General features: G+C 70.5%; 21 protein-coding genes. 16 read left to right on the forward strand and 5 right to left on the reverse strand.

Features of this window, described 5'->3' with window-relative positions; all coding sequences use genetic code 11:
* A partial coding sequence (locus tag BIU95_RS00005; RefSeq protein WP_071249806.1) for a LamG-like jellyroll fold domain-containing protein occupies positions 1 to 1,908 on the forward strand: 1,908 nt, incomplete at its 5' end.
* 12 nt (positions 1,909 to 1,920) lie between these two features.
* Here BIU95_RS00005 and BIU95_RS00010 read toward each other — a convergent pair.
* On the reverse strand, positions 1,921 to 2,298 hold the full coding sequence (locus BIU95_RS00010; RefSeq protein WP_042536973.1) for a hypothetical protein: 378 nt from the start codon (positions 2,296 to 2,298) through the stop codon (positions 1,921 to 1,923).
* Between the two features lie 181 nt (positions 2,299 to 2,479).
* Between BIU95_RS00010 and msrA the strand changes: the two genes are divergently transcribed.
* From msrA to BIU95_RS00080, 14 genes are all read left to right on the forward strand, one after another.
* Complete coding sequence (gene msrA, locus BIU95_RS00015; RefSeq protein WP_017887623.1) at positions 2,480 to 3,001, forward strand: peptide-methionine (S)-S-oxide reductase MsrA; 522 nt, start codon at positions 2,480 to 2,482, stop codon at positions 2,999 to 3,001.
* A 289-nt stretch (positions 3,002 to 3,290) separates the two neighbouring features.
* Positions 3,291 to 4,199 carry a polyphosphate kinase 2 gene (ppk2, locus tag BIU95_RS00020; protein ID WP_017887624.1) on the forward strand — a complete coding sequence of 303 codons (909 nt, stop codon included), beginning with the start codon at positions 3,291 to 3,293 and terminating at the stop codon, positions 4,197 to 4,199.
* 161 nt (positions 4,200 to 4,360) lie between these two features.
* Positions 4,361 to 6,016: an APC family permease gene (locus tag BIU95_RS00025; protein WP_071249808.1), complete on the forward strand. Its 1,656-nt coding sequence runs from the start codon at positions 4,361 to 4,363 to the stop codon at positions 6,014 to 6,016.
* A 15-nt stretch (positions 6,017 to 6,031) separates the two neighbouring features.
* Entirely contained in the window at positions 6,032 to 6,871 is an 840-nt protein-coding gene (locus BIU95_RS00030) for an urea amidolyase associated protein UAAP1 (RefSeq protein WP_071249809.1), read from the forward strand.
* Entirely contained in the window at positions 6,871 to 7,581 is a 711-nt protein-coding gene (locus tag BIU95_RS00035) for an urea amidolyase associated protein UAAP2 (RefSeq protein ID WP_071249811.1), read from the forward strand. Before BIU95_RS00030 ends, BIU95_RS00035 begins: the two co-directional genes overlap by 1 nt.
* 32 nt (positions 7,582 to 7,613) lie before the next feature.
* Positions 7,614 to 11,297, forward strand: a complete 3,684-nt coding sequence (uca, locus tag BIU95_RS00040) for an urea carboxylase (protein ID WP_071250360.1) — start codon at positions 7,614 to 7,616, stop codon at positions 11,295 to 11,297.
* Positions 11,294 to 12,994: an allophanate hydrolase gene (locus BIU95_RS00045; RefSeq protein ID WP_071249813.1), complete on the forward strand. Its 1,701-nt coding sequence runs from the start codon at positions 11,294 to 11,296 to the stop codon at positions 12,992 to 12,994. Before uca ends, BIU95_RS00045 begins: the two co-directional genes overlap by 4 nt.
* A 26-nt stretch (positions 12,995 to 13,020) precedes the next feature.
* Entirely contained in the window at positions 13,021 to 13,713 is a 693-nt protein-coding gene (locus BIU95_RS00050) for a TetR/AcrR family transcriptional regulator (RefSeq protein WP_071249815.1), read from the forward strand.
* Between the two features lie 57 nt (positions 13,714 to 13,770).
* Positions 13,771 to 14,364 carry a biotin transporter BioY gene (locus BIU95_RS00055; RefSeq protein ID WP_071249817.1) on the forward strand — a complete coding sequence of 198 codons (594 nt, stop codon included), beginning with the start codon at positions 13,771 to 13,773 and terminating at the stop codon, positions 14,362 to 14,364.
* 85 nt (positions 14,365 to 14,449) lie between these two features.
* Positions 14,450 to 15,031 carry a hypothetical protein gene (locus BIU95_RS18475; RefSeq protein WP_156463869.1) on the forward strand — a complete coding sequence of 194 codons (582 nt, stop codon included), beginning with the start codon at positions 14,450 to 14,452 and terminating at the stop codon, positions 15,029 to 15,031.
* Positions 15,028 to 15,558 carry a DUF6611 family protein gene (locus BIU95_RS00065; RefSeq protein ID WP_071249819.1) on the forward strand — a complete coding sequence of 177 codons (531 nt, stop codon included), beginning with the start codon at positions 15,028 to 15,030 and terminating at the stop codon, positions 15,556 to 15,558. The genes BIU95_RS18475 and BIU95_RS00065 overlap by 4 nt, the downstream gene beginning before the upstream one ends.
* Before the next feature lie 49 nt (positions 15,559 to 15,607).
* Positions 15,608 to 15,949, forward strand: coding sequence for a hypothetical protein (locus BIU95_RS00070; RefSeq protein ID WP_071249821.1), 342 nt, complete (start codon positions 15,608 to 15,610; stop codon positions 15,947 to 15,949).
* 104 nt (positions 15,950 to 16,053) lie between these two features.
* Positions 16,054 to 16,674, forward strand: a complete 621-nt coding sequence (locus tag BIU95_RS00075) for a TetR/AcrR family transcriptional regulator (protein WP_071249823.1) — start codon at positions 16,054 to 16,056, stop codon at positions 16,672 to 16,674.
* A gap of 26 nt (positions 16,675 to 16,700) precedes the next feature.
* The gene (locus BIU95_RS00080; RefSeq protein ID WP_071249825.1) at positions 16,701 to 17,414 is read left to right on the forward strand and encodes an NADPH-dependent F420 reductase; all 714 of its coding nucleotides are present in this window, start codon (positions 16,701 to 16,703) and stop codon (positions 17,412 to 17,414) included.
* An 81-nt stretch (positions 17,415 to 17,495) separates the two neighbouring features.
* On the opposite strand, the gene BIU95_RS00085 is transcribed toward BIU95_RS00080, so the two are convergent.
* On the reverse strand, positions 17,496 to 18,881 hold the full coding sequence (locus BIU95_RS00085) for an MFS transporter (RefSeq protein WP_071250362.1): 1,386 nt from the start codon (positions 18,879 to 18,881) through the stop codon (positions 17,496 to 17,498).
* A gap of 214 nt (positions 18,882 to 19,095) precedes the next feature.
* Here BIU95_RS00085 and BIU95_RS00090 point away from each other — a divergent pair, with 214 nt between their 5' ends.
* Positions 19,096 to 19,980: a helix-turn-helix transcriptional regulator gene (locus BIU95_RS00090; protein WP_017887638.1), complete on the forward strand. Its 885-nt coding sequence runs from the start codon at positions 19,096 to 19,098 to the stop codon at positions 19,978 to 19,980.
* A 49-nt stretch (positions 19,981 to 20,029) separates the two neighbouring features.
* Here the strand turns inward: BIU95_RS00090 and BIU95_RS00095 are convergent, their stop codons facing one another.
* The 3 genes from BIU95_RS00095 to BIU95_RS00105 are packed head-to-tail and all read right to left on the reverse strand — an operon-like array spanning position 20,030 to position 24,198.
* Positions 20,030 to 21,205 carry an acyltransferase gene (locus BIU95_RS00095; protein WP_017887639.1) on the reverse strand — a complete coding sequence of 392 codons (1,176 nt, stop codon included), beginning with the start codon at positions 21,203 to 21,205 and terminating at the stop codon, positions 20,030 to 20,032.
* Positions 21,202 to 22,932 (reverse strand): FAD-binding protein, encoded by a 1,731-nt coding sequence (locus tag BIU95_RS00100; protein ID WP_071249827.1) that lies wholly within the window; start codon positions 22,930 to 22,932, stop codon positions 21,202 to 21,204. Before BIU95_RS00100 ends, BIU95_RS00095 begins: the two co-directional genes overlap by 4 nt.
* A gap of 3 nt (positions 22,933 to 22,935) precedes the next feature.
* On the reverse strand, positions 22,936 to 24,198 hold the full coding sequence (locus tag BIU95_RS00105; protein ID WP_017887641.1) for a VCBS repeat-containing protein: 1,263 nt from the start codon (positions 24,196 to 24,198) through the stop codon (positions 22,936 to 22,938).
* Positions 24,199 to 24,205: the final 7 nt, after the last annotated feature.

A 24,205-nucleotide genomic window follows, 5' to 3' on the forward strand; every position in this document is an offset into this window, starting at 1 on the left:
CTCACCATCGAGTACAACACGAAGCCGAACACGCCGAGCGGCATCACGATCACGAGTCCCACGCGCGCCTGTGGCACGAGTGACGCCAACAGCGCGTTCGTCAACAACGCAGCCCAGCCCATCACGTTGCAGGTCAAGGCCAGTGATCCCGATGGTGGACTCGTGCGCACGACCTTCCACGTCATGCGCTCCGACGACCCGGACACGATCGCCTGGTCGGACGGCGTCGACCTGACGAGCGCAGGGCCCCAGAGCGTCCAGATCCCGAAGGGCGCCCTCGCTGACGGCCACTACATGTTCCGTGCGAAGAGCAACGACGGTACCGACTGGGGCGGCTGGACGGGCTGGTGCTACTTCTCCTCCGACAGCACCGTGCCGAACCCTCCGACCGTCTCCGGGCTGCCCGCCTCGTACAGGGTGGGCACGAAGGTGACCGCCACGGTGACCGCCAGCACCAAGGACAAGGACATCCGCGGGTTCCAGTACTGGCTCTCCGACGGCGGCAGCCTCCAGCCGGTCCAGCCGGTTTCGGAAGCGGTGTCCACCGCGACCGGGTACCACTCGTGCGACCTCCGTGACGGCATCGTCGTCTACGTCTGCGCAGATGCCAGCGGTACGGCGAAGATCAGCTTCACACCGTCCGACAGCACGAGTCGACTGTGGGTGAAGAGCATCGACAAGGCCGCCAACGTCTCGACCGCGTACGCCGGGAGCGGCAGAGACGGCCTGGTGGTCCCCGGCAACAGCGTGGCCGCAGATGACGATCCCCGTGTCGGTACCGGTCCCTCGAACGCAGGACACGCCTGGTCGGGCCAGCAGGGCGAATCAGTGTCGGGTCGCGGAACCGTCGCCTCGCCGACCGTGATCGGCGACGACAGCTCGTACGCCGGCACCGGTGCACGTGCCGCGCAAGCGCTGACGCTCGACCCCACCACGAGCACGACGCCACTCGACGTCGGGGCGATCCCGTTGGGGGCCCCCTCCATCGAGCAGGACGACGTCGTTCGCGTCAACCGCTACAAGGGTGGGGGTGCGCACTCGACGTCTGCGACCGGCAAGACCTACGAGATGGGGCTCGGCGGACTGCAGGTCTACGGGCGGTCGGCTGACGTCCCGTCGAACATGATCCAGGTCAAGACCTGCACGAGTGGCATCTACACGGCCACGGTCACCGGCGCGTGCCCATCTGGTTTCACCATGCAGGTCGGCGCGGACGGGAAGCCCAAGGCGCTCGGGTACGCCTGGAAGACGGCAGCGGACGTCCCGACCAAGTGGAACGGGTCAGCCGAGGTCTTCCAGTGCCTGTCCGGTGAGGACTACTTCCTGTCGCGCGACACCGCGTGTGAGGGCAAGACGAAGAAGTGGAGCCTCGGCTACTGGGCTGCCCTCTCCGGCTTCAACCGCACCGCCTCAGCGCCGATCGACACGACGAAGAGCTACACGGTGTCCGCCTGGATGAAACCGTCGGCGGCGCAGGAGGGTCGGTACGGAACTGCCGTGTCGATGGACGGACCGACCGGGTCGGTCTTCTACCTGCAGTGGGCGGGAGACGACTACCGCTTCTGCGTGAAGTCGCAGCCCGACCTGACGAGCGGCACGTGCGTGTCACCAGCGCGGACTCGGGGGCTGACGGACCAGTGGACGTTCGTCACCGGCGTCTGGGACGCGGACAACCAGCAGATCCGGATCGTGGTCAACCACGACGCTGCCGGCGAAGGCGTCGCCTACCACTCCCTGGGCGCCGACGAGCAGGCGAGCACCGGGGGGCTCCGCGTCGGTGGCGCAGTCAGCAGCGGCGGCCCGTCGGACACCTGGACCGGCGCGATCGCGATGCCGACGATCAGCCAGGGTGTCGCAACGATGACCCAGCTCCGGGTGTACTCCGTGCAGGGCACCTACGCGTACTGAAGCGGGGCACGATCACCTGATCGACAGATCGATCGCGACGACGCCGAGCACGAAGGTCAGGACGATGACCACGAGGCCGATCGCTGGCGTCACTACCCGTCGCCGCACCGTGGGAACACCGGACGCTCCGATGACCCAGGTCGTGATCGTGACGATGAGTGCGACCAGCGGTACGAGGAACTGCGCGGTCTCCCCGACGGCGTACGAACACTGCAACGTCACGTCGGAAGCGCAGGGCGTGTACTGCTCCAGTTGCGCGGCGACCATCCCCGGCAGCGAGCCGATCGTCGCGAACACCTCGAGGAACACGAGGGAACAGAGCGCGAGCCCCAGTCCCCACGAACCACGCGGACGGCGCTGCCCCTCGTCGTGCACGGATGACCGCTTCATGTGGCCTGACCGTAGCGCAGGGGTGACACGGAGCACGGACTCGTAGGGTCGAGTCGTACCGACCGCACACCCGGGTGGGTCCGTGCCCCACAGCGGACCTGACGACGGGAACAGATCGTCCCTGTTGCCGGTTGCACCACACGGTGTCGCAGCCAGTGACACGAGAGCCCAGGAGGCCACCATGACCACCACCGAGACCGCCATCCTCGCCGGCGGATGCTTCTGGGGAGCGCAGCAGCTCCTCCGTCGTCGTCCCGGCATCGTCAGCACCCGCGTCGGCTACTCCGGCGGCGACGTGCCGAACGCGACGTACCGCAACCACGGCGACCACGCCGAGTCGGTCGAGATCGTCTTCGACCCGTCCCAGATCTCGTACCGGGACCTGCTGGAGTTCTTCTTCCAGATCCACGACCCGTCGACGAAGGACCGCCAGGGCAACGACATCGGTCGCAGCTACCGTTCGGCCGTCTTCTACACGACCGACGAGCAAAAGCAGGTCGCGCTCGACACCATCGCGGACGTCGATGCGTCGGGCATCTGGCCCGGCAAGGTCGTCACCGAGGTCACCGCGGCCGGCCCGTTCTGGGAGGCCGAGGACGAGCACCAGGACTACCTCGAGAAGAACCCGCACGGCTACACCTGCCACTTCGTGCGTCCGGGCTGGAAGCTCCCGCACCGCGATGAGGCGACCGCGGCCGTCTGACCTGACGAACGCGGCGGATCAGCGTGATCCGCCGAGCAGTTCCAACCAGTCCCCGGGACGGCGATCCGCCGACCCGGGGACTGTCTGCATCACGGGGTGACCGGCCGGCCATGGCTCCGCCATGCCTGTGAAGGACCACATGCGGACGGGAGGCACGGGGCGGGCCCGCACCGCGCCTCCAGGCCGTCGTCGGGTCGCGTCCAGGGCGAGGCGTGGGGCGGTCGTGCGGGTGGCCGGGCCAGGATGGTTCTGGGGCCGACAGCCGATCGGCTCGCAGAGGGAGGACACCGTGGACACAGCGCCGTACTCGCAGCCGTTGCGGGAGTACATCGAACAGCTGCGGACCGAGGGGTACAGCGTCGCGGGCGGCCAGACGGCCGACCCGGACCTGATCGACCCGCACGGCAACCCGGTGCTGACCTGGCAGGACGACTACCCGTACTCGGAACGCCTGCCGCGGGACGAGTACGAGTACCAGAAGTACCTGCTGCAGATCGAGCTGCTGAAGTGCCAGTACTGGCTCGAGGACACCGGGCAGAAGGTCGTCGTGCTGTTCGAGGGGCGTGACGCCGCGGGCAAGGGCGGCACGATCAAGCGGTTCACGGAGCACCTCAACCCCCGGACCTCGCGGGTGGTCGCGCTGAGCAAGCCGACCGAGCGCGAACGCGGTGAGTGGTACTTCCAGCGGTACGTGCAGCACCTGCCGGCCGCCGGTGAGATGGTCCTGTTCGACCGCTCCTGGTACAACCGTGCCGGCGTCGAACGGGTGATGGGGTTCTGCGACGACGACGAGTACGAGTCCTTCATGACCCAGGTGCCGCAGTTCGAGCGGATGCTCGTCGACTCCGGCATCCACCTGACGAAGTTCTGGTTCTCGGTGACCCGGCGCGAGCAGCGGACCCGGTTCGCGATGCGGCAGCTCGACCCGGTGCGGCGGTGGAAGCTGTCCGACATCGACCTGCTGTCGCTCGACCGGTGGGAGGACTACACCGAGGCGAAGATGGCGATGTTCACCCGGACGAGCAAGCGGTACGCGCCGTGGACGATCGTGCGGTCGAACGACAAGAAGCGCGCACGGCTCAACGCGATGCGGTACTTCCTGACGCAGTTCGACTACCCGGACAAGGACGCCGACGTGATCGGCAAGCCGGACCCGCTCATCGTCCGCCGGGGCAAGCGGGACGTCGACATCGAGTGATCCCCCGCGGCGGCTGAACCGCCCGCCGACTCGGAACGTTTACACGCCGCCGCTTCCCGTCACGCACTCGAAACAGACGGGCAACGGCGCCGACACAGGGCCGCAAGACACTTGTCGCACTACCTGTCACCCGACAGGTACTCCGCGAAAGGTCTGCAGTCATGCGTTCTCCGCAAGCACCGCTCCACGCACCGCGCGCCACGTCCGACGTCGACACGCAGGGGCTCGCCCGCCTCGGCTACGAGCAGGAGCTCCACCGCGGGGTCGGCTCGTTCTCCTCCTTCGCGGCGGGCTTCTCCTTCGTCTCGATCCTCACCACGGTCTTCCAGCTGTTCGGACTCGGCTTCGGGCTGGGCGGTGCCGCGTTCTTCTGGGCGTGGCCGCTGGTCTTCGGCGGCCAGCTGCTGGTGGCGGTGAACTTCGCGCAGCTCGCGGCCCGCTGGCCCATCTCGGGCGCGATCTTCCAGTGGTCGAGCCGTCTGGCCGGAGCCCGCTTCGGGTGGTTCACCGGCTGGACGATGATCATCGGCCAGATCCTCACCGTCGCGGTGGCGGCCATCGCCGTGCAGGCCGTGCTCCCCGCGATCTGGGACGGGTTCCAGATCGTCGGCGGTCCGGGCGCCGACCCGTCCGTCGCGTCGCCGACCGGTGCGGCGAACGCGGTGGTCCTCGGGCTGGTGATGCTCACCGTGACCACGATCGTGAACATCACGAGCGTCCGGCTGATGGCCCGCGTGACGAGCTTCGGCGTGCTCATCGAGATCGTCGGCGTGGTCGTGCTCATCGGCGCCCTGTTCCTGCTGCCGCACCGCAGTGCCTCCGTGGTGTTCACGACCGCCGGCTCGACGAGCACCGAGCCCTACGTGTGGGCGTTCCTGGCGTCCTCGCTGATGGCCGCGTACGTGATGGTCGGCTTCGACTCCGCCGGTGAGCTCGCGGAGGAGACCCACAACCCGCGCCGGACCACCCCGAAGACGATCGTCCGGGCGCTGACGGTCTCCGGCCTCGGCGGCGGGCTGCTCATCATCGGCGCCCTGGTCGCCGCGCCGAGCCTGACCGACGGCAAGCTCGCCTCGCAGGGCCTGGCGTGGGTGATCACCTCGACCCTCGGCGACGTCTTCGGTCGGCTCCTGCTCTGCACCGTCGCAGTCGCCGTCTTCGCCTGCACCCTGGCCGTGCAGACCGCCGGCGCCCGGATGGTCTACTCGATGGCCCGCGAGAAGGCGCTGCCCTTCCACCGCACCCTCGCCCGGGTCTCGCCCCGCACCGGCACCCCGATCGCCGCGTCGATCGTCGTCGGGGTCGGCGCCGGGCTGGCCCTCGCCGTCAACATCGGGCAGTCCGCGATCTTCACCGCCCTGTCGAGCCTGTGCATCGCGATGCTCTACCTGGCCTACCTCGGGGTCACCGGGCCGCTGCTGGTCCAGCGCATCACGCTCCGCCGCACGGGCCTGCCGACCGGGGTGGACGAGGACGGCAAGCCGCTGTTCACGCTCGGCCGCTGGGGCATCCCGCTCAACGCCCTGGCCGTGGCGTTCCAGATCGGCATGGCGATCAACCTCATCTGGCCCCGGCCGGAGATCTACGACCTGACCGGCACCTCGTGGTGGCTGCAGTACAGCGCCCTGCTGTTCATCGGCGGCGTGCTGCTCGTCGGCTGGGCGTGGTCGAGCTGGCGGCACCGGGTGCACGGCCCGATCACCCTGGCCGAGGTCCCCACCACCGCGGCGGTGCCCGTCCCCGCAGCCGCGGCTGCCGCGAACCCGGTGGCCGAGGCCCCGGCGTCCGCCTCCGCCTCCGCCTCCGTCGAAGCCTGACCCGGAAGGAACCCCATGCGCGACCTCCACCAGACCGACAGCGTGCTCGCCTCCCGGTCCGACGCACGTGCCCAGGCCGGCTCGCAGTCCGAGTACATGCCGTACCTGCCGGCGTCGTCGTCGCCGTTCGCCCCCGCGGGCGTCGACCCCGCGCAGCTCGTGTGGGCGGAGACGGTGGCACCCGGCGGGTACACGCACAAGGTGCTGGCCCGCGGGTCACGGCTGCGGTTCGACGACCCGACGGGTGACGCCTGCGCCAACGTCCTGGTGTGCAACGCGCTCGAACCGTGGGAGCGGCTCAACGTCGCCGACACCCAGAAGATCCCGTGGCAGGCGTACCTGGGCCAGGGGTCGCCGCTGCTGAGCGGGGACGGCCGGGCACTGGCGACCGTGCTCGAGGACACCTCCGGGCACCACGACGCCTTCTGCGGCACCTCGACCGACGCGTGGAACGAACGGAAGTACGGCGACGCCGCACCCGAGGGACGCTCCCCGAGCGGTCGGTCGCTCTTCGCGAAGGCCGCCGCCAAGCACGGACTCACCAAGCGTGACCTGCCACCGAGCGTCTCGTTCTTCCAGGGCGTGCGGATCGACGACGAGGGGGCGATGACCTTCACCGGTTCGGCCGGAGCGGGCACCCACGTCACGCTCGTCGCCGAGCTGCCGCTGCTCGTGCTGGTCGCCGACGTCGCGCACCCGATCGACCCGCGACCGGACTACGTCGTCGGACCGCTCCGGGTGCACGCCTGGCGCGGGACCCCGACGACCGCGGCCGACGAACGGTTCACCGCGACGCCGGAGCTCACCCGCGCCTACCTGAACTCGATCGACTACGCGGAAGCCCGAGGCCTGTGATGACCGGTACGACGACCCACACCCACATCCGCACCTCCACCGTCCCCGTCGGGGCCGTCCACGACCCGGACGTCGCCCTCGACTGGAGCGAGTCCCTGGTGCCCGGCGCGGTGGTCCGCGACGACCGGGTCGCCCCGCTCGCACCGTGGTCCGCCGTGGTCCGTGCCGGCCAGGTGCTCACCATCGTCGACGTCGGCGGCAACCAGAGCGCCGACTGCCTGCTCTACGACGCCCACGACCCCGACGAGCGGTACAGCGTGCCGGACACCCTCGCCGCACAGGGCAACGCGTACGTCCGGACCGGCACGGTGCTGATGTCGAACGAGGGCCGTCCGCTGATGACCGTCGTCGCGAACGAGATCGACCGGCAGGACACCATCGGCGGCGCGTGCTCGAAGGAGTCGAACACCCTGCGGTACGGGCACCACACCCAGTACCAGCACGGCTGCCGCGAGAACTTCCTGGCCGAGGCCGGCCGCCACGGACTCGGTGCCCGCGACATCGTGTCGAACCTCAACTGGTTCATGAACGTGCCGGTCGAGGCCGACGGCGCCCTCGGGATCGTCGACGGCATGAGCGCCCCCGGCAAGCGGGTCGCGATCCGTGCCGAGCGGGACGTGCTCGTCGTCGTCTCGAACTGCCCGCAGATGAACAACCCCTGCAACGACTTCTCCTGCACACCGCTGCGCATGATCGTGGTCCAGCCGTGACCGCCGCGCCCGACCCCACCGGGACCGCCACCGTGAACCAGACCCCTGCCCTCAGCACCGACACCGTCCTCGTCGCGAACCGCGGTGAGATCGCCCGTCGCATCATCCGGTCCGCCAAGGCACTCGGCATGCGCACCGTCGCCGTCTACTCCGACGCCGACCGCGCGGCACCCCACGTCCGCGAGGCCGACACCGCCGTCCGGCTCGGTCCCGCACCCGCCCGCGACTCGTACCTGCGCATCGACGCCGTGGTGCAGGCCGCGAAGGACACCGGCGCCGGACTCGTGCACCCCGGCTACGGGTTCCTGTCCGAGAACACCGAGTTCGCCCGCGCCTGCGAGGACGCCGGCATCCGGTTCGTCGGACCGACCGCCGACCAGATCGTCCGGTTCGGCGCGAAGCACACCGCCCGCGAGCTCGCCGCGGCCGCCGGGGTCCCGATGCTCGCCGGCACCGGGCTGCTCGCCAGCGTCGACGACGCCGTGACCGAGGCCGAGCGCATCGGTCTGCCCGTCATGCTCAAGGCCACCGGGGGTGGTGGTGGGATCGGCATGCAGGCCTGCTCGACGCTCGACGAGGTCCGCGAGGCGTACACGAGCGTCGTCCGGCTGGCGACGGCGAACTTCGGGTCGGCCGGCATCTTCCTCGAACGGCTCGTGCGGCCGGCCCGGCACGTCGAGGTCCAGCTCTTCGGCGACGGCGAGGGCCGCGTCGCGGTGATCGGCGACCGCGACTGCTCCCTGCAGCGCCGCAACCAGAAGGTCATCGAGGAGGCCCCGGCACCGGCGCTGCCCGAGCACGTCCGCGCCGAGCTGCACGCGTCCGCCCGCCGCCTGGCCGAGAGCGTCGGGTACCGGAGCGCCGGCACCGTCGAGTTCGTCTACGACCCGGTGCGCGAAGAGGCGTCGTTCCTCGAGGTGAACACCCGCCTGCAGGTCGAGCACCCGGTCACCGAGGAAGTGTTCGGCGTCGACCTCGTCGAGCTCATGCTCCGCCTGGCCCGCGACGGTGCCGCCGGCATCGACCCCGACGTGTTCGACCGCACCTGGAACCCGAACGGCCACGCCGTCGAGGCCCGCGTCTACGCCGAGGACCCCGCGAAGGGCTCGCTGCCCTCCAGCGGCCTCGTCACCCAGGCGGTGTTCCCGAGCGCGACCACCGCATCCGGCGAGCGCACCGGCATCCGCGTCGACGGCTGGGTCGAGACCGGCTCCGAGGTGTCCGCGTTCTACGACCCGATGCTCGCGAAGGTGATCGCGACCGGGGAGACCCGCGACGACGCCCTCGACCTGCTGCGCGACGGGCTCGCGACCACCCGCATCGACGGCATCGTCACGAACGCCGGGCTCCTCCGCGCGCTGACCGACGACCTCGAGCTCCGCACCGCCACGCACTCCACCTCGACGCTCGACGCGACCGAGGACCCGGACCCGCGCATCGACGTCGTCGCGCCGGGCACCATGACGATGATCCAGGACCTGCCCGGCCGGGTGGGGTACTGGCAGGTGGGTGTGCCGCCGAGCGGCCCGTTCGACGCGGCGTCCTTCGCCGAGGCGAACCGCGCGGTGGGCAACCCGGACGGCGCCCCCGCGCTCGAGGTCACCGCCACCGGCCCGACGCTCCGGTTCTCGGCCGCCTCGGTGGTCGCGCTCACGGGTGCCCCGGCCCCGGTCACCCTCGACGGCGAACCCGTGGCGCTGTGGGAGCCGGTCGAGGTCGGCGCCGGCCAGACCCTGGCGATCGGCACGGCCCCCGGTCCGGGCCTCCGCACCTACCTGGCGGTCCGCGGCGGCTTCGACGTGCCGACGTACCTCGGGTCGACCGCGACCTTCACGCTCGGTGGCTTCGGTGGCCACGCCGGTCGGGCACTGCTCGCCGGCGACGTCCTGCGCCCGGGCTCCCCGGACTCGGACGCCCCGCACCCGGCGTTCCCGTCCGGTACCCGTCTGGGTCTGGTGGGCGGGCCGACCCCGGCCGACCGTCGCACCGCCCTGACCGACGCGTGGGAGATCGGCGTCACCGAAGGCCCGCACGCGGCCCCGGACTTCTTCACCCGCGCCGACCTCGACGTCTTCTACGCCACCGACTACGCCGTCCACCACAACTCGGCGCGCACCGGCATCCGGCTCATCGGCCCCCGACCCGAGTGGGCGCGGACCGACGGCGGCGAGGCCGGTCTGCACCCGTCGAACATCCACGACACCCCGTACGCGGTCGGTGCGATCGACTTCACCGGGGACACCCCGATCATCCTGGGGCCGGACGGGCCGTCGCTCGGCGGCTTCGTCTGCCCCGCCGTGGTGGCCAGCGGCGACCTGTGGAAGCTGGGCCAGCTCCGACCCGGTGACACGGTCCGGTTCGTCCCCGTCCGCGAAGCCGACGCCGCCGCGCTCGACGCACACCGGGCCTCCAGGACGGTGCCGCGCACCGGGAGCGACGGCAGCACCGGAGGCGACGGCGACGACGGCGTGATCGCCCGCCTGGACGCGACCGACGTGCGGCCGAGCGTCGCGTACCGACGCGACGGCGACGACAACGTGCTCGTCGAGTACGGCGACATGACCCTCGACATCGCGCTGCGGATGCGCGTGCACGCGCTCATGACGAAGCTGCAGGAGCACACGCCGAAGGGGATCCTCGACATCACGCCGGGCATCCGGTCGCTGCAGGTGCACACCGACGCGTCCGTGCTCAAGGCGCGCGACGTGGCGGGGCTGCTCCGCGAGCTCGAGGACGAGATCCCGCCGACCGACCAGCTCGTCGTGCCGTCGCGCACCGTCAAGCTGCCGCTGTCGTGGGACGACCCGGCCACCCGCCTGGCGATCGAGCGGTACATGAACGGCGTCCGGAACGACGCCCCGTGGACGCCGTGGAACATCGAGTTCATCCGTCGGATCAACGGGCTCGAGAGCGTCGACGACGTCTTCCGCACCGTGTTCGACGCGAGCTACCTGGTGCTCGGGCTCGGTGACGTGTACCTCGGCGCCCCGGTCGCGACGCCGCTCGACCCCCGGCACCGGCTGGTCACGACGAAGTACAACCCGGCCCGCACCTGGACCGCCGAGAACTCCGTCGGCATCGGTGGCGCGTACCTGTGCATCTACGGCATGGAGGGTCCTGGCGGCTACCAGTTCGTCGGCCGCACCGTGCAGATCTGGAACCGGTTCCGCCGCGGTGGGCTGTTCCAGGAGGACCCGTGGGCGCTGCGGTTCTTCGACCGGATCGAGTGGTACCCGGTCGGCGCCGACGAGCTGCTCGAGCTGCGGGCCGAGACGGACGCCGGGCGGGGCTCGTTCGAGACCGTCGAGGGCGAGTTCTCGATCGCGTCGTACAACCGGTTCCTCGCCGACAACGCCGGGTCCATCGCCGACTTCCGGGCGCAGCAGGCGCAGGCGTTCGGTGAGGAGAAGGAGCGGTGGCGGGCATCGGGCGAGTTCGACGTCCGTGACGAGCCGGCCGCCGTGGTGGCCGACGCCGTGACCGTGCCCGAGGGGTCGACCGCCGTGTACGCCCCGTTCACCTCGACCGTGTGGCAGGTGGACGTCCGACCGGGCGACCGGGTGGACGAGGGGCAGAAGCTGCTGGCCGTGGAGGCGATGAAGATGGAGTCGATGGTGCACGCACCGGTGCCGGGCCACGTGCTCGAGGTGTACATCAAGCCGGGCGACCAGGTCGCGCCGGGGCAGGTCCTCGCGGCGATCGGAGCGGCAGCGTGAGCGGGACCGCCGCCGCGGCCGCCACGACGTCCGCCGCGGCCCGCGTCCGCGACGCCTTCGCCCGCATCGACGCCGTCGACCGCCCCGAGGTCTGGATCACCCTGCGCGACCGCACCGACGTCCTGGCCGAGGCCCTCGCCGTCGACCCGTCCCTGCCCCTGGCGGGCCTGCTGTTCGCCGTGAAGGACAACATCGACGTCGCCGGCCTGCCCACGACCGCCGCCGCCCGCTCCTACGCCCACGACCCCGCCGCCGACGCGACCGCCGTCGCCCGGCTCCGCGCCGCCGGCGCCGTCGTCGTCGGCAAGACGAACCTCGACCAGTTCGCCACCGGCCTGGTCGGCACCCGCTCGCCCTTCGGCGCGGTCCGGAACGCCTGGGACCCGACGCGGATCTCCGGCGGCTCGTCGAGCGGTTCCGCCACGGCGGTCGCCCTGGGCATCGTCGACTTCGCGCTCGGCACCGACACCGCCGGGTCCGGCCGGGTGCCCGCCGCGCTCGGCAACCTGGTCGGGGTGAAGCCGACGAAGGGGCTCGTGCCGAACACCGGGGTCGTCCCCGCCTGCCGCTCGCAGGACTGCGTCACGGTGTTCGCCCGGTCGCTCGACCTGGCGCGCACGGCGGCCGAGCTGATGGCCGGTCCGGACGGCGTCGACCCGCTCGCACGGCCCGACCTGGCCCTCGCCGACCTGCCCGCCGTCCCGCGCATCGCGGTACCGCTGCCGTCGCAGCTCGAGGGGCTCGCACCCGGCTGGGCCGAGGCGTTCGCCGCCGCCGTCGAACGGTTCCGCGCGCTCGGACACCAGGTGGTCGAGGTCGACATCGCACGCCTGCTCGACGCCGCGTCGCTGCTCTACGACGGCGCGTTCGTCGCCGAGCGGTACGCGGCCGTCGGCGCCCACATCGAGGCCCACCGCGACGAGGTCGGTGCCGACCTCGACCCGTCCGTCGCCGCGATCGTGCTCGGCGGTGCACGACCGACCGCCGCGGAGCTCTTCGCCGACCAGGAACGACTCGACGCGTTCGGGGCAGCGGGTCGCGCCGCACTCGAGGGCACGACCGCCCTGCTCACCCCGACGACGACGTGGCACCCGACGCTCGAGCAGGTCGCGACCGACCCGATCGGCGCGAACAGCCGGATGGGTCGGTACACGAACTTCGCGAACCTGCTCGACATGGCCTCGCTCGCCGTACCCGCCGGCTTCGTCGACGGGCTGCCGTTCGGCGTGATGCTCACCGGTCCGGCGTTCAGCGACCGCCGCCTGGCGGCGTTGGCGACCGCGTTCGCCGCCCCGACCCTCGACCTGCTGGTCGTCGGGGCGCACCTGCGCGATCAGCCGCTGAACGGACAGCTGGTCGCGTCCGGCGGATCGTTCGTCCGGGAGGCCCGCACCGCGTCCGACTACCGGCTGTACGCCCTCGACACGATGCCGCCCAAGCCCGGGCTGGTCCGCGTGGGTCCGGTCGCGTCCGGCGCTGCTGCACCGGGCTCCGGCATCGTCGGGGAGGTCTGGCGCCTGCCCGCCGCCGGCTTCGGCACCTTCGTCGCAGCCCTGCCAGCACCGATGGCGATCGGCACCGTGGCGCTCGACGACGGCACCGAGGTCACCGGGTTCCTGGTCGAGCCGTTCGCGGTCGAGGGCGCCGAGGACATCACCCACCACGGTGGCTGGCGCGCGTACCGGGAGCAGTCGTGACGGACGCCGGCTGCCAGGATGGGGGCATGACCCCCGACGACCGGCCCGTGCGCCCCGGCCGACCTCGGGCCGTGCCGAACGCCGACTCCGCGCTGAGCCCCCGCGACCAGATCCTCGACGCCGCCGCCGCGCTGTTCGTCGAGAACGGCATCAGCGCGACCTCGACCCGGGCGATCGCTGAACGGGTCGGGATCCGGCAGGCCTCGCTGTACTACCACTTCGCCGGCAAGGACGACATGCTCGTCGAGCTGCTCACGACCTCGGTGCGTCCGAGCCTCGAGCTGGTCCGCGGCCTCGAGCAGCTCGTGCCGGAGTCGGCCTCGGCAGCCGCTGCCCTGGCCGCGCTGGTCGTCGCCGACGTGGACACCCTCGCCCGCACGCCGCACAACATCGGCACGCTGTACCTGCTGCCCGAGGTGCAGGGCGAGCGCTACGACGGCTTCCGGGCCGAGCGCGTGGAGCTGCAGGAGGCCTACGGGCGCCTCGGCTCGCGCGCCGCCACCGCGGAGGTCGCAACCGGCGTCTCCCCGTCGCGCCTCGGTGCCGTGCTCATCCAGATCGCCGAGACCGTCATCCAGCTCCGCCGGTCCGGGCCCGTGCAGGACGCCGACCGCGACGCCCTCGTCGCGACCTGCCTGCGCGCCTGCGGCCTCGACGCCGCCGCGGTGGCCGGGGCCCGGCGGGACGCCGAGTCCCTGCTGGCCGCCGTCGCGGTCTGACCGCTGCTCCCGCAGCTCCTGCTCCCCCGACCTCTTTCTTCCCCAGCGAGGAACACCATGACCACGATCACCCCCGCCGCACACCGTCCGCTCGCCGACGCACTGCTCCCCCGCACCGCGGTCGTCAGCACCGCCCTGGTCCTCGGTGGCGCACTGCTGACCGCCGGAGCCGCGCAGGTGTCCGTCCCGATCTGGCCCGTCCCGATCACCGGGCAGACCCTGGCCGTGCTGCTCGTCGGCAGTGCCCTCGGTGCTCGCCGCGGTGCCATGTCGATGCTCGTCTACGCGCTGCTCGGCGTCGTCGGGCTGCCGGTCTTCGCGGACGGTTCGGCCGGGGTCGGCGTGCTCGTCGGTCCCTCGGGCGGGTACATCGTCGGCTTCGTCGCCGCCGCGGCCCTGGTCGGCTGGGTCGCCGAGCGCTTCGGCGACCGCCCGCTGCGGAACGCGCTGCTGTCCTTCGCCCTGGGCACCGTCGTCACCTTCGCCGCCGGGATGGCGTGGCTCGCGGTGGCACTCGGCCTCGACCTGCAGCAGACCCTGCAGTACGGGCTGTACCCGTTCGTCCTCGGTGGCGTGGTGAAGACCCTGATCGGTGCCGGCGTGATCTCCCTCGGGTGGACCGCAGCGCTGCGCTCGGCCCCCCGCCGGTGAGCACTCCGTCAGGACTCCGCCGCCGGCCGTAGGGGTTCCGTCAGGAGCCCTTCCGCGCCGTTCGAGCGCGCGAGAGCGTGTGGTCGTGACACTGACTGCGATCATGCCGACGCTCCGCGCGTCGCTCCCCGATCCGATGGACCCGTCCCTCTGGCCGGCCCACACCGTCGCGACCACCGACGACCTGCTCGTCTCGGCCATCTCGATGGTCCGGCTCGCCGACCTCACCGGCACCCCGACGGTGCACACCGCCGAGCAGTCCCCGCCGCGGTACCGGCCGCGCGGCTGGGTGGCCCGCGACGTGAGCGTCGCCGTGGCGTCGGTCACCCGCGTGCGGCGACCGCGCCCCGGCGTGGTGCTCCTGGAACTGGACGCGGTCCTGCCGACCTGCGCCGTGCTCGACCAGGTGCGCCTGATCGGACGCCGGAGCACCGCTCCCCTCTCCCCGATGTACGTCGTCACCCGCTGTGACGGTCAGGCCGACGGTCCGTTCCACCGCCTCCCGGCTCCGTTGCCCGCCGACGTCCGCGAAGGTGACCTGGTCTGCTTCCCGTGCCTGGCGACCGTCCGGCACCGCGACGTCGTCGAACCGGTCCGGGCGGAACTCGCGCCGGTGCGCGCGGAACTCGCGCCCGCCCGGACCGAACTCGCGCCGGTCGACCGATGACGACCGCGCTGCCGGTCCGCACCCGGCTGCTCGACGGCACCCACCTGTGGGGCCGGTACACGATCCGGCCCGTCGGCCGGACGCTGTGGAGCTCGCGGACCCTGGTCGTGTTCCCGCCCGGCACGAACACCGGCGAGCGCCTGCTGCTGCGCGCCTGGCACGTCTGGCCAGCCGTCGGGGCGCTCGTCGCCCTCGCCGCCCTGGTGCTCGCCGTCTCGGTCCCCGCCGTCGGCACGACCACCGCGCTGCTCGTCTACGGCGGAGGCTTCGCGGTCCTCGCCCGTGCCACCCGCGCGCTCCGCCCACGGGTGCGGTCCGTCACCGTGACGACGTTCCTGGGCGACGGCCGCCGCGAGGTCCACGGCGACGAACGCCTGCTCACCGGCTCCCTCGACGCCCTGTCGATCCTGGAGCAGGCGCTCCGGTCGGACCGCATCAGCGCCGTCGACTTCGAGCTCGTCTGGGCGGACGTGTGGAACGCCCTGGAGTCCCCGGACCCGGACCACCGCGCGCAGCGGTCATCCTGAAGCCGGTTCCCGCGCCCCGCGTTTGTATGGGTCCGGGAAGGAGTACGCGATGAAGCACATCCACTACGACGCCACCACGATCCTGGTCGGTGACGACGTCGCCGACGCCGTGATCGAGTACGCCGCGGCCCTCGCCGGAGGCGACCGGGCCGACACCGTCGACGTGCCGGCCGTGGCCGACGACGGCACCATGACGACCACGAAGGTCCTGATCGGGCCCGCGAGCGAGATCGTCGTCGCGGACGCGGAAGAGGACGAACTCGAGATGGACAACCGGGAGTTCGTCGGGCGGCTGCGCGCCGCCGCGAAGACCTTCGGGCACAGCGAGCCGATCCACGCGAACACGCGGACGGACCTGGCGGACGCGGCGGAGGCTACCGAGGAGTCCTGACGCCTGGGCGTCGCGCTGCAGCGTCGAAACGGAGAGGGTCTCCTGTACTGTGGTGATTCCGGAGAGCCTCTCCGGTACTCGACGCCACAGCCTGGAGGCCCGCCATGCCCGAGCAGACCGCTCCCGCCGGGCGCGCGCCGCGTTCACTGCACTCCCCGCGTCCCGCGCGGGCTGACGCGCTGCGGAACCGGGACCACATCCTGCGGGTCGCCGAGCGCGCGTTCACCGAGCACGGCGCCACCGCATCGCTCGACGCGATCGCCAAGCAGGCCGGCGTCGGCGCCGGCACCCTCTACCGGCACTTCCCCACGCGCGAGGCCCTGCTCGCCGAGCTCCTCGCCGCGCGCGACGAACACCTGGTGGCCCGTCGCGAAGCCCTGCGCGACGGCTCCCTCGACGCCGCCGACGCCCTGCACGGCTGGCTCGACGCCGTCACCGAGTGGGCGGGCACGTTCTACGGACTGCCCGAACCGCTCCGTGCCGCCGCGTCGTCCGACTCGTCGCCGCTCGCCATGACCTGCCAGGGGTTCATCACCACCACGGACGAGTTCCTCAGTGCCGCGCAGCGTTCCGGTCGCGCGCGTGCCGACGTCCGCGCAAGGGACCTGTTCCTCGCCGCGTTGGCGACCAGCTGGGTCCGGGGTGCCGCGATGGCCGACGACTCGTCGTCCGCTGCCCTCTCCGCCCTGTCGCGGCGCGGGTGGGAAGCCCCCGCTCTCCCCTGACCTCCCCACTGTTGAAAGGGCACCACATGAACCGCATCGGCATCATCGGCAGCGGAGCCATCGGCACCGCGATCGCACGCCTGGCCGTCGCCGCCGACCTCGACGTCCTCATCGCGAACTCGCGCGGCCCCGAGTCGCTGCAGGACCTCGTCGCCGAGCTCGGCCCGCGCGCCCAGGCCGGCACCGTGCGACAGGCCGTCGAGTTCGGCGACGTGCCCGTCCTCGCCATCCCGCTCACCGCCTACCCGGCACTCGCACCCGACCTCGATGCCTTCGCCGGGCGGACCGTGCTGTCGACGGGCAACTACTACCCCGGTCGCGACGGGCGGATCGAGCAGCTCGACAGCCTCGCGACGACCACGGCGGAGTGCGAGCAGACGCTCCTGCCCGGCACCCGGATCGTCAAGGCGTTCAACAACATCGTCGCGCACCACATCCCGAACCTCGCCGACTCCGCGCCCCGCACCGCACTGCCGATCGCGGGCGACGACGAGCAGGCCAAGGCCGTGGTCGCCGAGCTCGTGCAGCTGCTCGGATTCGACACCGTGGACGCCGGGACCCTGGCCGAGTCGTGGCGCTTCGAGCCGGAGTCCGGGGCGTACACGGGGATCTACGCGGCGAGTGCCGAGGGGTTCGCGGCGGACTACCTGGCGGATCAGGGAGCACCGTTGCCGGCGGAGCGGCTGCGGGACGTCCTGGCGGTGTCGCACCGGGCGGATGTGGCGAACCGGCAGTTCTGAGTCGTCGCCCCTGCGCATGACCGCGTGCAGCGGCCTCGCGCACAGGGGGTGCACGCGAGGCCGTCCGCCTGCCTGATCCGATCAGGCGGTCTTGACACGCCCCCGGAGGAAGAGCGCGACGGCGACGGCGGCGGCGATGCAGATCCCGCCGTTCACCCAGATCGCGGTCGTGACGCCGGTCAGCACGGCCTCGGCCTGCGGCGCGGTGCTCGCGAGGGCCACTGCCGTGAAGACGGCACTCATGATCGGGGTGCCCATCGTGATGCCGACTTGCTGACTCATGGTCGTGAGCCCCGTCGCCATGCCCTGCTCGCTTTCCGGGAGCCCGGACGTCGCGGTGACCATGAACCCGACGATGACGACGAGGTTCGCGACTCCTCCGACGAACGTGGCCGCGAGGACCAGCCAGATCGACGATGCGTCGTCGGAGATCAGCACGAGCGTGAGCGTCGCGATCCCCTGGACGACGAAGCCCCCGACGATGGCCGCCTTGTTCCCGAACCGGCCGATGACCCGCGGACCGACGAGACCACCGAGGACCGTCCCGATGCCGAGCACGGCGAAGGACAGCCCCGCTGCCAGTGGCGTGTACCCGAGCACCTTCTGCAGGTACAGCGTCAGCAGGAAGACCAACGAGGTCTCGGTGACGAACGCGAGCATCCCGGCGATGTTGCCCCAGGACACGCTGGAGCGCCGGAGGACACCGAGCGGCACCAAGGGGAACGACGCACGCCGTTCGATGAACGCGAAGGCGATGAGCAGCACCACTGCGGCAGCGAACGACACGATGACGACCGGGTCGATCCAGGACGTCTCAGCAGCGGTGGTCAGCCCGAACACCAGGGCGAGCAGGCCGAGCGTGACCGTGATGGCGCCCGGGACGTCGAGGCGCGTCCGCTGGGCGGCTCGACTGTCCTGCAGCACCATCGGTGCCACGACGAGCACCGCGACCGCGACCGGGACGTTGATCAGGAACGCCCACCGCCAGGACAGCAGGTCGGTGAGCAGCCCGCCGAGGATCGCGCCGGTGGTGAACCCGGCGGCCATCAGCGAGCCGTTCAACCCGAGCGCCTTGTCCCGGGCGGCGCCTTCGGGGAAGGCGCTGAGCAGGAGTGCGAGGGCAGCGGGAACGACGATCGCGGTGGCGAAGCCCTGTGCGATTCGGGCGACGAGCAGGAGTTCCGGAGTCGTCGCGAGCCCGCCCGCCAACGAGCCCGAGCCGAGGAGCACCATCCCGATCAGGAACATGCGGCGACGACCTGCGATGTCGGCCACTCGACCCATCAGGAGGGTGAATCCGGCGGCGCACAGTGCGAACGCCGTCGCGATCCACTGCAGGTTCTCGATCGCGAACCCGACGTCGGCCCCGATGGTCGGCAGTGCGACGTTGAGGATCGAGAAGTCGACGGCGAGTGTGAAGCTCGCGGTGAGGAGCACGGTCAGTGCGACCCGCTGCTTCGTCGTCATCGCCCTGCCGTCGCCCGTCGTCGACGTGGTCGACGTGACGTCCGTTGCGTGTTCAGTGGTCACGGTGGCCTCTCTTCGTGCCCGGTGGATCAGGTTCGCCAGGGTTCTGACGTGTTCCAACCATCGCCACCACCCGATCCACCAGCCACACCCCGCCGTGCCTGTCACTGACAGTGACAGGACAGATCGGTCTATCCGGCAGCAGAATGAGCAGATGAACGGTCCGAACGAACTGGGGAACTTCCTTCGCGTCCGTCGCGCCGCCCTGCAGCCCGAAGACGTCGGGCTGCAGGGCTACGGTGTGCGCCGGGTTCCGGGACTCCGCCGCGAAGAGCTCGCCATGCTCGCCGGTGTCAGCCCGACCTACTACTCGAGGCTCGAGCAGGGTCTGAGCACGAACGCGTCAGAGGCGGTGATCGCTTCGATCGCCCGTGCACTCAACCTGAATGACGACGAGCGTGCACACCTCTTCAACCTCGCGCGTCCCGAGCACTCGACGCCGAAACGGCGATCTGCCGCGAAGCCGGACCACGCCCGGCCGGGCACCGTCCGGCTGATCACCTCGCTGGCATCGACGCCGGCGGTCATCATCGGCAAACGCAGTGAAGTACTCGGCTGGAACGCCCTCGGGCACCGCCTGGTCGCCGGGCACCTCGACTTCGAGAGCCCCGAGCGGATGGGTGAGCGGCCGAACATGACGCGCATGCTCTTCCTCGATGCCCACACCCGCGAGCTGTACACGCGGTGGCAGGAAGAAGCTGTCCGGGCGGTGTCGTCCCTCCGGGTCCTCGGCGGGAAGAGCCCCGAAGACACGCAGCTGACCGCGCTCGTCGGGGAATTGACCGTGAAGAGCCCGGAGTTCGGCACGCTGTGGGCGAAGCACCCCGTGGAGAACTGCGTGTCCGGCCTGAAGTCGTTCCGCCATCCGGAGGTCGGCGACTTCGACCTCAACTTCGAGGTGCTCACACCGCCGGACGACTCCGGCCACCGCGTCCTGATGTACACGCCGGACGCCGGATCAGCTGCAGCCGGTGCGCTCGAGCTGCTCGGACGCGGAGTGGAGGAACGGGTCACGAACGCTGCTCCGGCTGTGCGCTGAGCGCGCAGCGAGAAGGCCCGACCCCGCTGGGGTCGGGCCTTCTCGCTGCTCACACCGTCGGCGTCGCCACTGCCGGCTCGGGCGCCGGGAGTAACTTCCGACGAGGCCGTGCGAACCGATCCATCATGGGTTTCTCGACGAGCGCGTAGAGCGCCCAGCCGCCGAGGATCGTCAGACCGAAGAACGCCGCGATGAGCAACAGCGCCACCGGCGTCGAGAAGGTCGCGTTCTGCATCATCTGGCGGACCCAGAAGATGACGACGCCCTGACACAGGTAGAACCCGAACGACGTGTCACCGAGCCACTGCATCGGCCGAGACCGCAGGAAGGTCGGCCTACCGGCCGCGTCACCGCTGGCCGCCGTCGCGATGAGCATCGCGATGGGGACGATCGTCGCCACGTTGAACGTCCACACGAAGGGCACCACGTTGGCGAGCGCGTAGCCAGCGGCGCACGCGAGCAGTGCCTGCCACATGCGCACGGCGGGCCAGCGGTGCTCCATGACGATACGGGCGAGGAGCGATCCGAGGATGAACTCGAACAGGCGTGCCGGCGGGAAGATGTAACCGAACCAGAACTGGAACGAGGACACGGGGGTGAGCGCGGATCTCGGGCTGTCCGGCACGACCGTGAGGTTGATGATCTGCACCAGGATCATCCCGACGACCATCATCGCCGCCCAGAACCACAACCGGTTCCCCGGGATCTTCCGCAGCCCGATGATGATGAGCGGGAAGAGCATGTAGAACAACAACTCGCTGCAGAGTGTCCAGGATGGTGGGTTCACGGCGACGTTCACGGCGCCGTCAGGAGAGTACGAGTTGAGCAGGAAGAAGTTTAGGACGACTGCGTGGGCGGGCGTGATCGAAGCGGCGAACAACACCATGGCGAGCACCCACATCACCAGGTGGTTCGGGAAGATCTTCACGAGCCGGCGCCGCCAGAAGGACGTCATCCGTTCGCCGGGCTTCGCGGCCCACGCGAGCAGGAACCCGCTGAGGACGAAGAAGAACGAGACGCCGATGTAGCCCGTGGTGACGAAGATCCTCTCGGCGGTGTCCGCGACCCGCTCGTCCGCGAAGAGGTTGATCGGATCGTTCGGCGGTATCGGAGACGCGGACAGCGTGATGTGGAACCCGAAGACCAGCAGCGCGGCGAAGAACCGCAGACCGGTGAGCGACGGCAGCTTCGGTGGCCGCTTCGTGGTGGGGGCTTCGATGGTCATCGGTTCCCGTCCTTCCTCGGCGGGAGCTCGACACCGAGCTTGTGCGTGAAGTGATTGGCGGGGTCCCATCGTCGCTTCGCGCGCTGCAGCCGCGGGTAGTTGCCCTTGTAGTACAAGGTCGACCACGGCACACCCGACCGGTTGCGCTTCGGATCCGCCATGTCGTTGTCTGGGTAGTTGATGTAGCAACCGTCCATCTGATCGCCGGGAACCGGCGCACCACCGGTCTCCGGGAAGAGCCCCTCGAAGGTCTCCCGTTCCCAGCCGAGGTAGAAGGCGTCGTCCTTCTCGTCCTGCCAGAAGGTCTGCAGGCAGATCTTGAAGATCGTGTCGCGTTGCGCGTTCGCGGTGGCGTCCTCGGCGACGGCGTTCACTTGGCCCCCGAAGGAGAACAAGACCATCATCGTGTCCGGGTTGGTGAAGTCGGTCCGCGTCATCTGTTTCCACATGACGCCGAGCTGTCGGTCCGTGAACCCCTTCTTGAAGTAGGCGCTCTTGTGCGCGCCGCGACTGGTCGGGTTCGTGATGGTGGGATTGTTCGTGCCGACCGTCCGAGTTGCCTGCATCCATGAGATCTGCTTGGTCTCGTAGAAGTCCGGGAGCGCAGGGAGCTCACCGCTGGGAGCGGTCATCGGCTCCGAGCTGACATCGACGCCGGCGGTGATGGCAGCGATGAACCGATGCAGCACACCAGCGGCGTCCGGCGCATCCGCGTCGATCTGGGTGAACATCCCCAGGCTGCCGTGTGCCCGGTGGTTCAGGTTGAACAGGCTCGACAGGTTCGATTCCGGCGTGCCGGGGTCCTTGTACCGTTCGTGCCAGGTGTTCCAGTTGGTCATGAGCCGTCGGAAGGCGGTCTCGTCCACCTGGTCCCAAGGGAACGACAGCGCACTCACGAGCACGCGGGACGGTGCCTTCACGAGCAGGTCCGACGGGTTCGTCCCCGTCGCGCCGGGGGATCGGAACCAGTACTTCGTGACGATGCCGAAGTTCCCCCCACCACCGCCGGTGTGCGCCCACCAGAGGTCGCCGAGCGCCCCCTTGGACTCACGAGTGGCCACGTGCGTCGAGACCGTGCCGTGCTCGTCGACGGTCACGACCTCGACCGCGTGGAGGTGATCGACCACCAGGCCGTGTGCACGGGTGAGCAGGCCGTACCCACCACCGGCGATGTGGCCGCCAGCGCCGACGCTGTAACAGATGCCTCCCGGGATCGTGACACCCCATCCCTTGAAGAGCTTCTCGTACACGTTCAGCAGCCGTGCACCGGGCTCGACGGCGAACGCGCGCATCGCGGGGTCGTAGTACACGTCCGTCATCGTGGAGAGGTCGAGGATGACCTCGACCTCCGGGTTGCACACGAAGTCGGCGAAGCAGTGGCCGCCGCTGCGGACGGAGAGCTTCTTGCCGGCGCGGACTGCCGATCGGACCGCACTCTCCGCGTCCTTCGCCGAACCGATGAGCCGGATGTAGTCGGGCCGAGCGACGAATCGCACGTTGTTGCCCGTCATCATGTCCAGGTACCGGGAATCACTCGCCGTGATCGTGGCCCCTGCCACCGTGCGCGCATCGTGGTTCGTCTCGGACGCCATCGCTGCGAGCGGGTTGCCGTTCTCGAGCGCCATCATCGCCCCGGCCGCGGCTGTGCCGGCAGAGCCGAACAGGAACCCCCGTCGGCCGACCCTGTTCTTCGGGGGAGGTACTTCGGTGCTGGTCTTCGCCTGCATGGTTCAGCCTTCCTGGGGCGTGCGGTTGCGGTGGAGGGTGATCTCGGCCTTCGGCGCGACGAAGTAGTGCGGCACCGAGTACGAGATGGTGGCGAAGTCGTCGATCCCGCGGCCTTCGAAGTCACCGGCGACGATGCGGGCGATGGATTCGCTGGACACCTTCCACTTCACGAACAGCCCCTTCTCCAAGTCGACTGCCTTGTAGTAGTAGGCGCCCTGCCAGGGATCCGGCCCGCGGAGGCCGATCAGGAACTCGTCGTCGCCGTCACCGTCGAAGTCACGACACATCACCGTGTGGCCGGGGCCCTCACCGTTCTCGTTCGGGTCGCCGTAGATGTCGAGGAGGTGCCGCTGCCACGTCGACGCCGTGGCGTCGGCGGTGGTCCGCGTGTACACCGCGACCGTGTTGCCGTGGAACGGTTCGATCGCGGCGACGTACGCCAGGGGGTCGTCCCCGATCCGGCCCCCGTCGACGTCGCCGGAGCCCTTGAACGTCGTCTGCTCGAACTGGCTCGACTCACCGTCGCCGATGTGTTCCCAGGCGAACCGTCCGGTCACATCGTCGTAGTAGAGCCAAGTGACGCCTTCGTCGGACGCCATCAGGATGGTGTCCAGAGCGGAACCGGGGATGAGACCGGGTTTGCTGGCGACGCCGTGGATCATCCGGAAATCGGTGCGGCTGATCACTTCGGCGTCCCATTCCGCAGTGGGGTCGTCGGGTTGGGTGAACAGCATCACCGGGAGGACCGCGTGCACGTCCTCGACCGCGACGATCGGGAACCCGATGATCTGGACGCGGTCCGTCCGGGAGAAGTGCCCGACACGGAGGCGATGCATGCCGGTCGCCCGGCCGACGTAGTGTCGCTTCCAGTTCTCGGTGGCCGTGGCCGGGTCACCGGGGTTCTCCAGCCAGTCGATCTTGCCGCCGCCGCCGTCGGCGTGGTGGATGGTTCCGCCCGGACCGTACAGCTGGTAGCAGACGACCAGGTCGGGCAGCCCGTTGCCGGTGATGTCGCCCGTGTCGGCACCGACCGGTTCCTTGATCCGGTCGACGATGAGGTGCTTCTCCCACGTCGGGGACTTGTACCAGTAGATCTCCCCGACGGTCAGGCCGTAGCCGATGAGGTCGAGGTTGCCGTCGCCGTCGACGTCGGCTGCTTCGAGCCAGTAGCCGTCCCGGAGGAAGTCGGTGACGGTCTCCGAGTCGAACGACGGCGGGGTGAGCGCCAGGGCCGGCGACGCGGGGCGGAGTGCTTCGAGTGTCATGAGTGTG

The organism is Curtobacterium sp. MCBA15_007 (genome assembly GCF_001864905.1).
GTDB lineage: Bacteria > Actinomycetota > Actinomycetes > Actinomycetales > Microbacteriaceae > Curtobacterium > Curtobacterium poinsettiae.

Excerpts from the sequence above, each read along its gene's own strand:
- BIU95_RS00010 (WP_042536973.1), bottom strand. The coding sequence starts at position 2,298 with ATGAAGCGGTCATCCGTGCACGACGAGGGGCAGCGCCGTCCGCGTGGT.
- msrA (WP_017887623.1), top strand. The coding sequence starts at position 2,480 with ATGACCACCACCGAGACCGCCATCCTCGCCGGCGGATGCTTCTGGGGA.
- BIU95_RS00025 (WP_071249808.1), top strand. The coding sequence starts at position 4,361 with ATGCGTTCTCCGCAAGCACCGCTCCACGCACCGCGCGCCACGTCCGAC.
- BIU95_RS00030 (WP_071249809.1), top strand. The coding sequence starts at position 6,032 with ATGCGCGACCTCCACCAGACCGACAGCGTGCTCGCCTCCCGGTCCGAC.
- BIU95_RS00035 (WP_071249811.1), top strand. The coding sequence starts at position 6,871 with ATGACCGGTACGACGACCCACACCCACATCCGCACCTCCACCGTCCCC.
- BIU95_RS00050 (WP_071249815.1), top strand. The coding sequence starts at position 13,021 with ATGACCCCCGACGACCGGCCCGTGCGCCCCGGCCGACCTCGGGCCGTG.
- BIU95_RS00055 (WP_071249817.1), top strand. The coding sequence starts at position 13,771 with ATGACCACGATCACCCCCGCCGCACACCGTCCGCTCGCCGACGCACTG.
- BIU95_RS00065 (WP_071249819.1), top strand. The coding sequence starts at position 15,028 with ATGACGACCGCGCTGCCGGTCCGCACCCGGCTGCTCGACGGCACCCAC.
- BIU95_RS00070 (WP_071249821.1), top strand. The coding sequence starts at position 15,608 with ATGAAGCACATCCACTACGACGCCACCACGATCCTGGTCGGTGACGAC.
- BIU95_RS00075 (WP_071249823.1), top strand. The coding sequence starts at position 16,054 with ATGCCCGAGCAGACCGCTCCCGCCGGGCGCGCGCCGCGTTCACTGCAC.
- BIU95_RS00080 (WP_071249825.1), top strand. The coding sequence starts at position 16,701 with ATGAACCGCATCGGCATCATCGGCAGCGGAGCCATCGGCACCGCGATC.
- BIU95_RS00085 (WP_071250362.1), bottom strand. The coding sequence starts at position 18,881 with ATGACGACGAAGCAGCGGGTCGCACTGACCGTGCTCCTCACCGCGAGC.
- BIU95_RS00090 (WP_017887638.1), top strand. The coding sequence starts at position 19,096 with ATGAACGGTCCGAACGAACTGGGGAACTTCCTTCGCGTCCGTCGCGCC.
- BIU95_RS00095 (WP_017887639.1), bottom strand. The coding sequence starts at position 21,205 with ATGACCATCGAAGCCCCCACCACGAAGCGGCCACCGAAGCTGCCGTCG.
- BIU95_RS00100 (WP_071249827.1), bottom strand. The coding sequence starts at position 22,932 with ATGCAGGCGAAGACCAGCACCGAAGTACCTCCCCCGAAGAACAGGGTC.
- BIU95_RS00105 (WP_017887641.1), bottom strand. The coding sequence starts at position 24,198 with ATGACACTCGAAGCACTCCGCCCCGCGTCGCCGGCCCTGGCGCTCACC.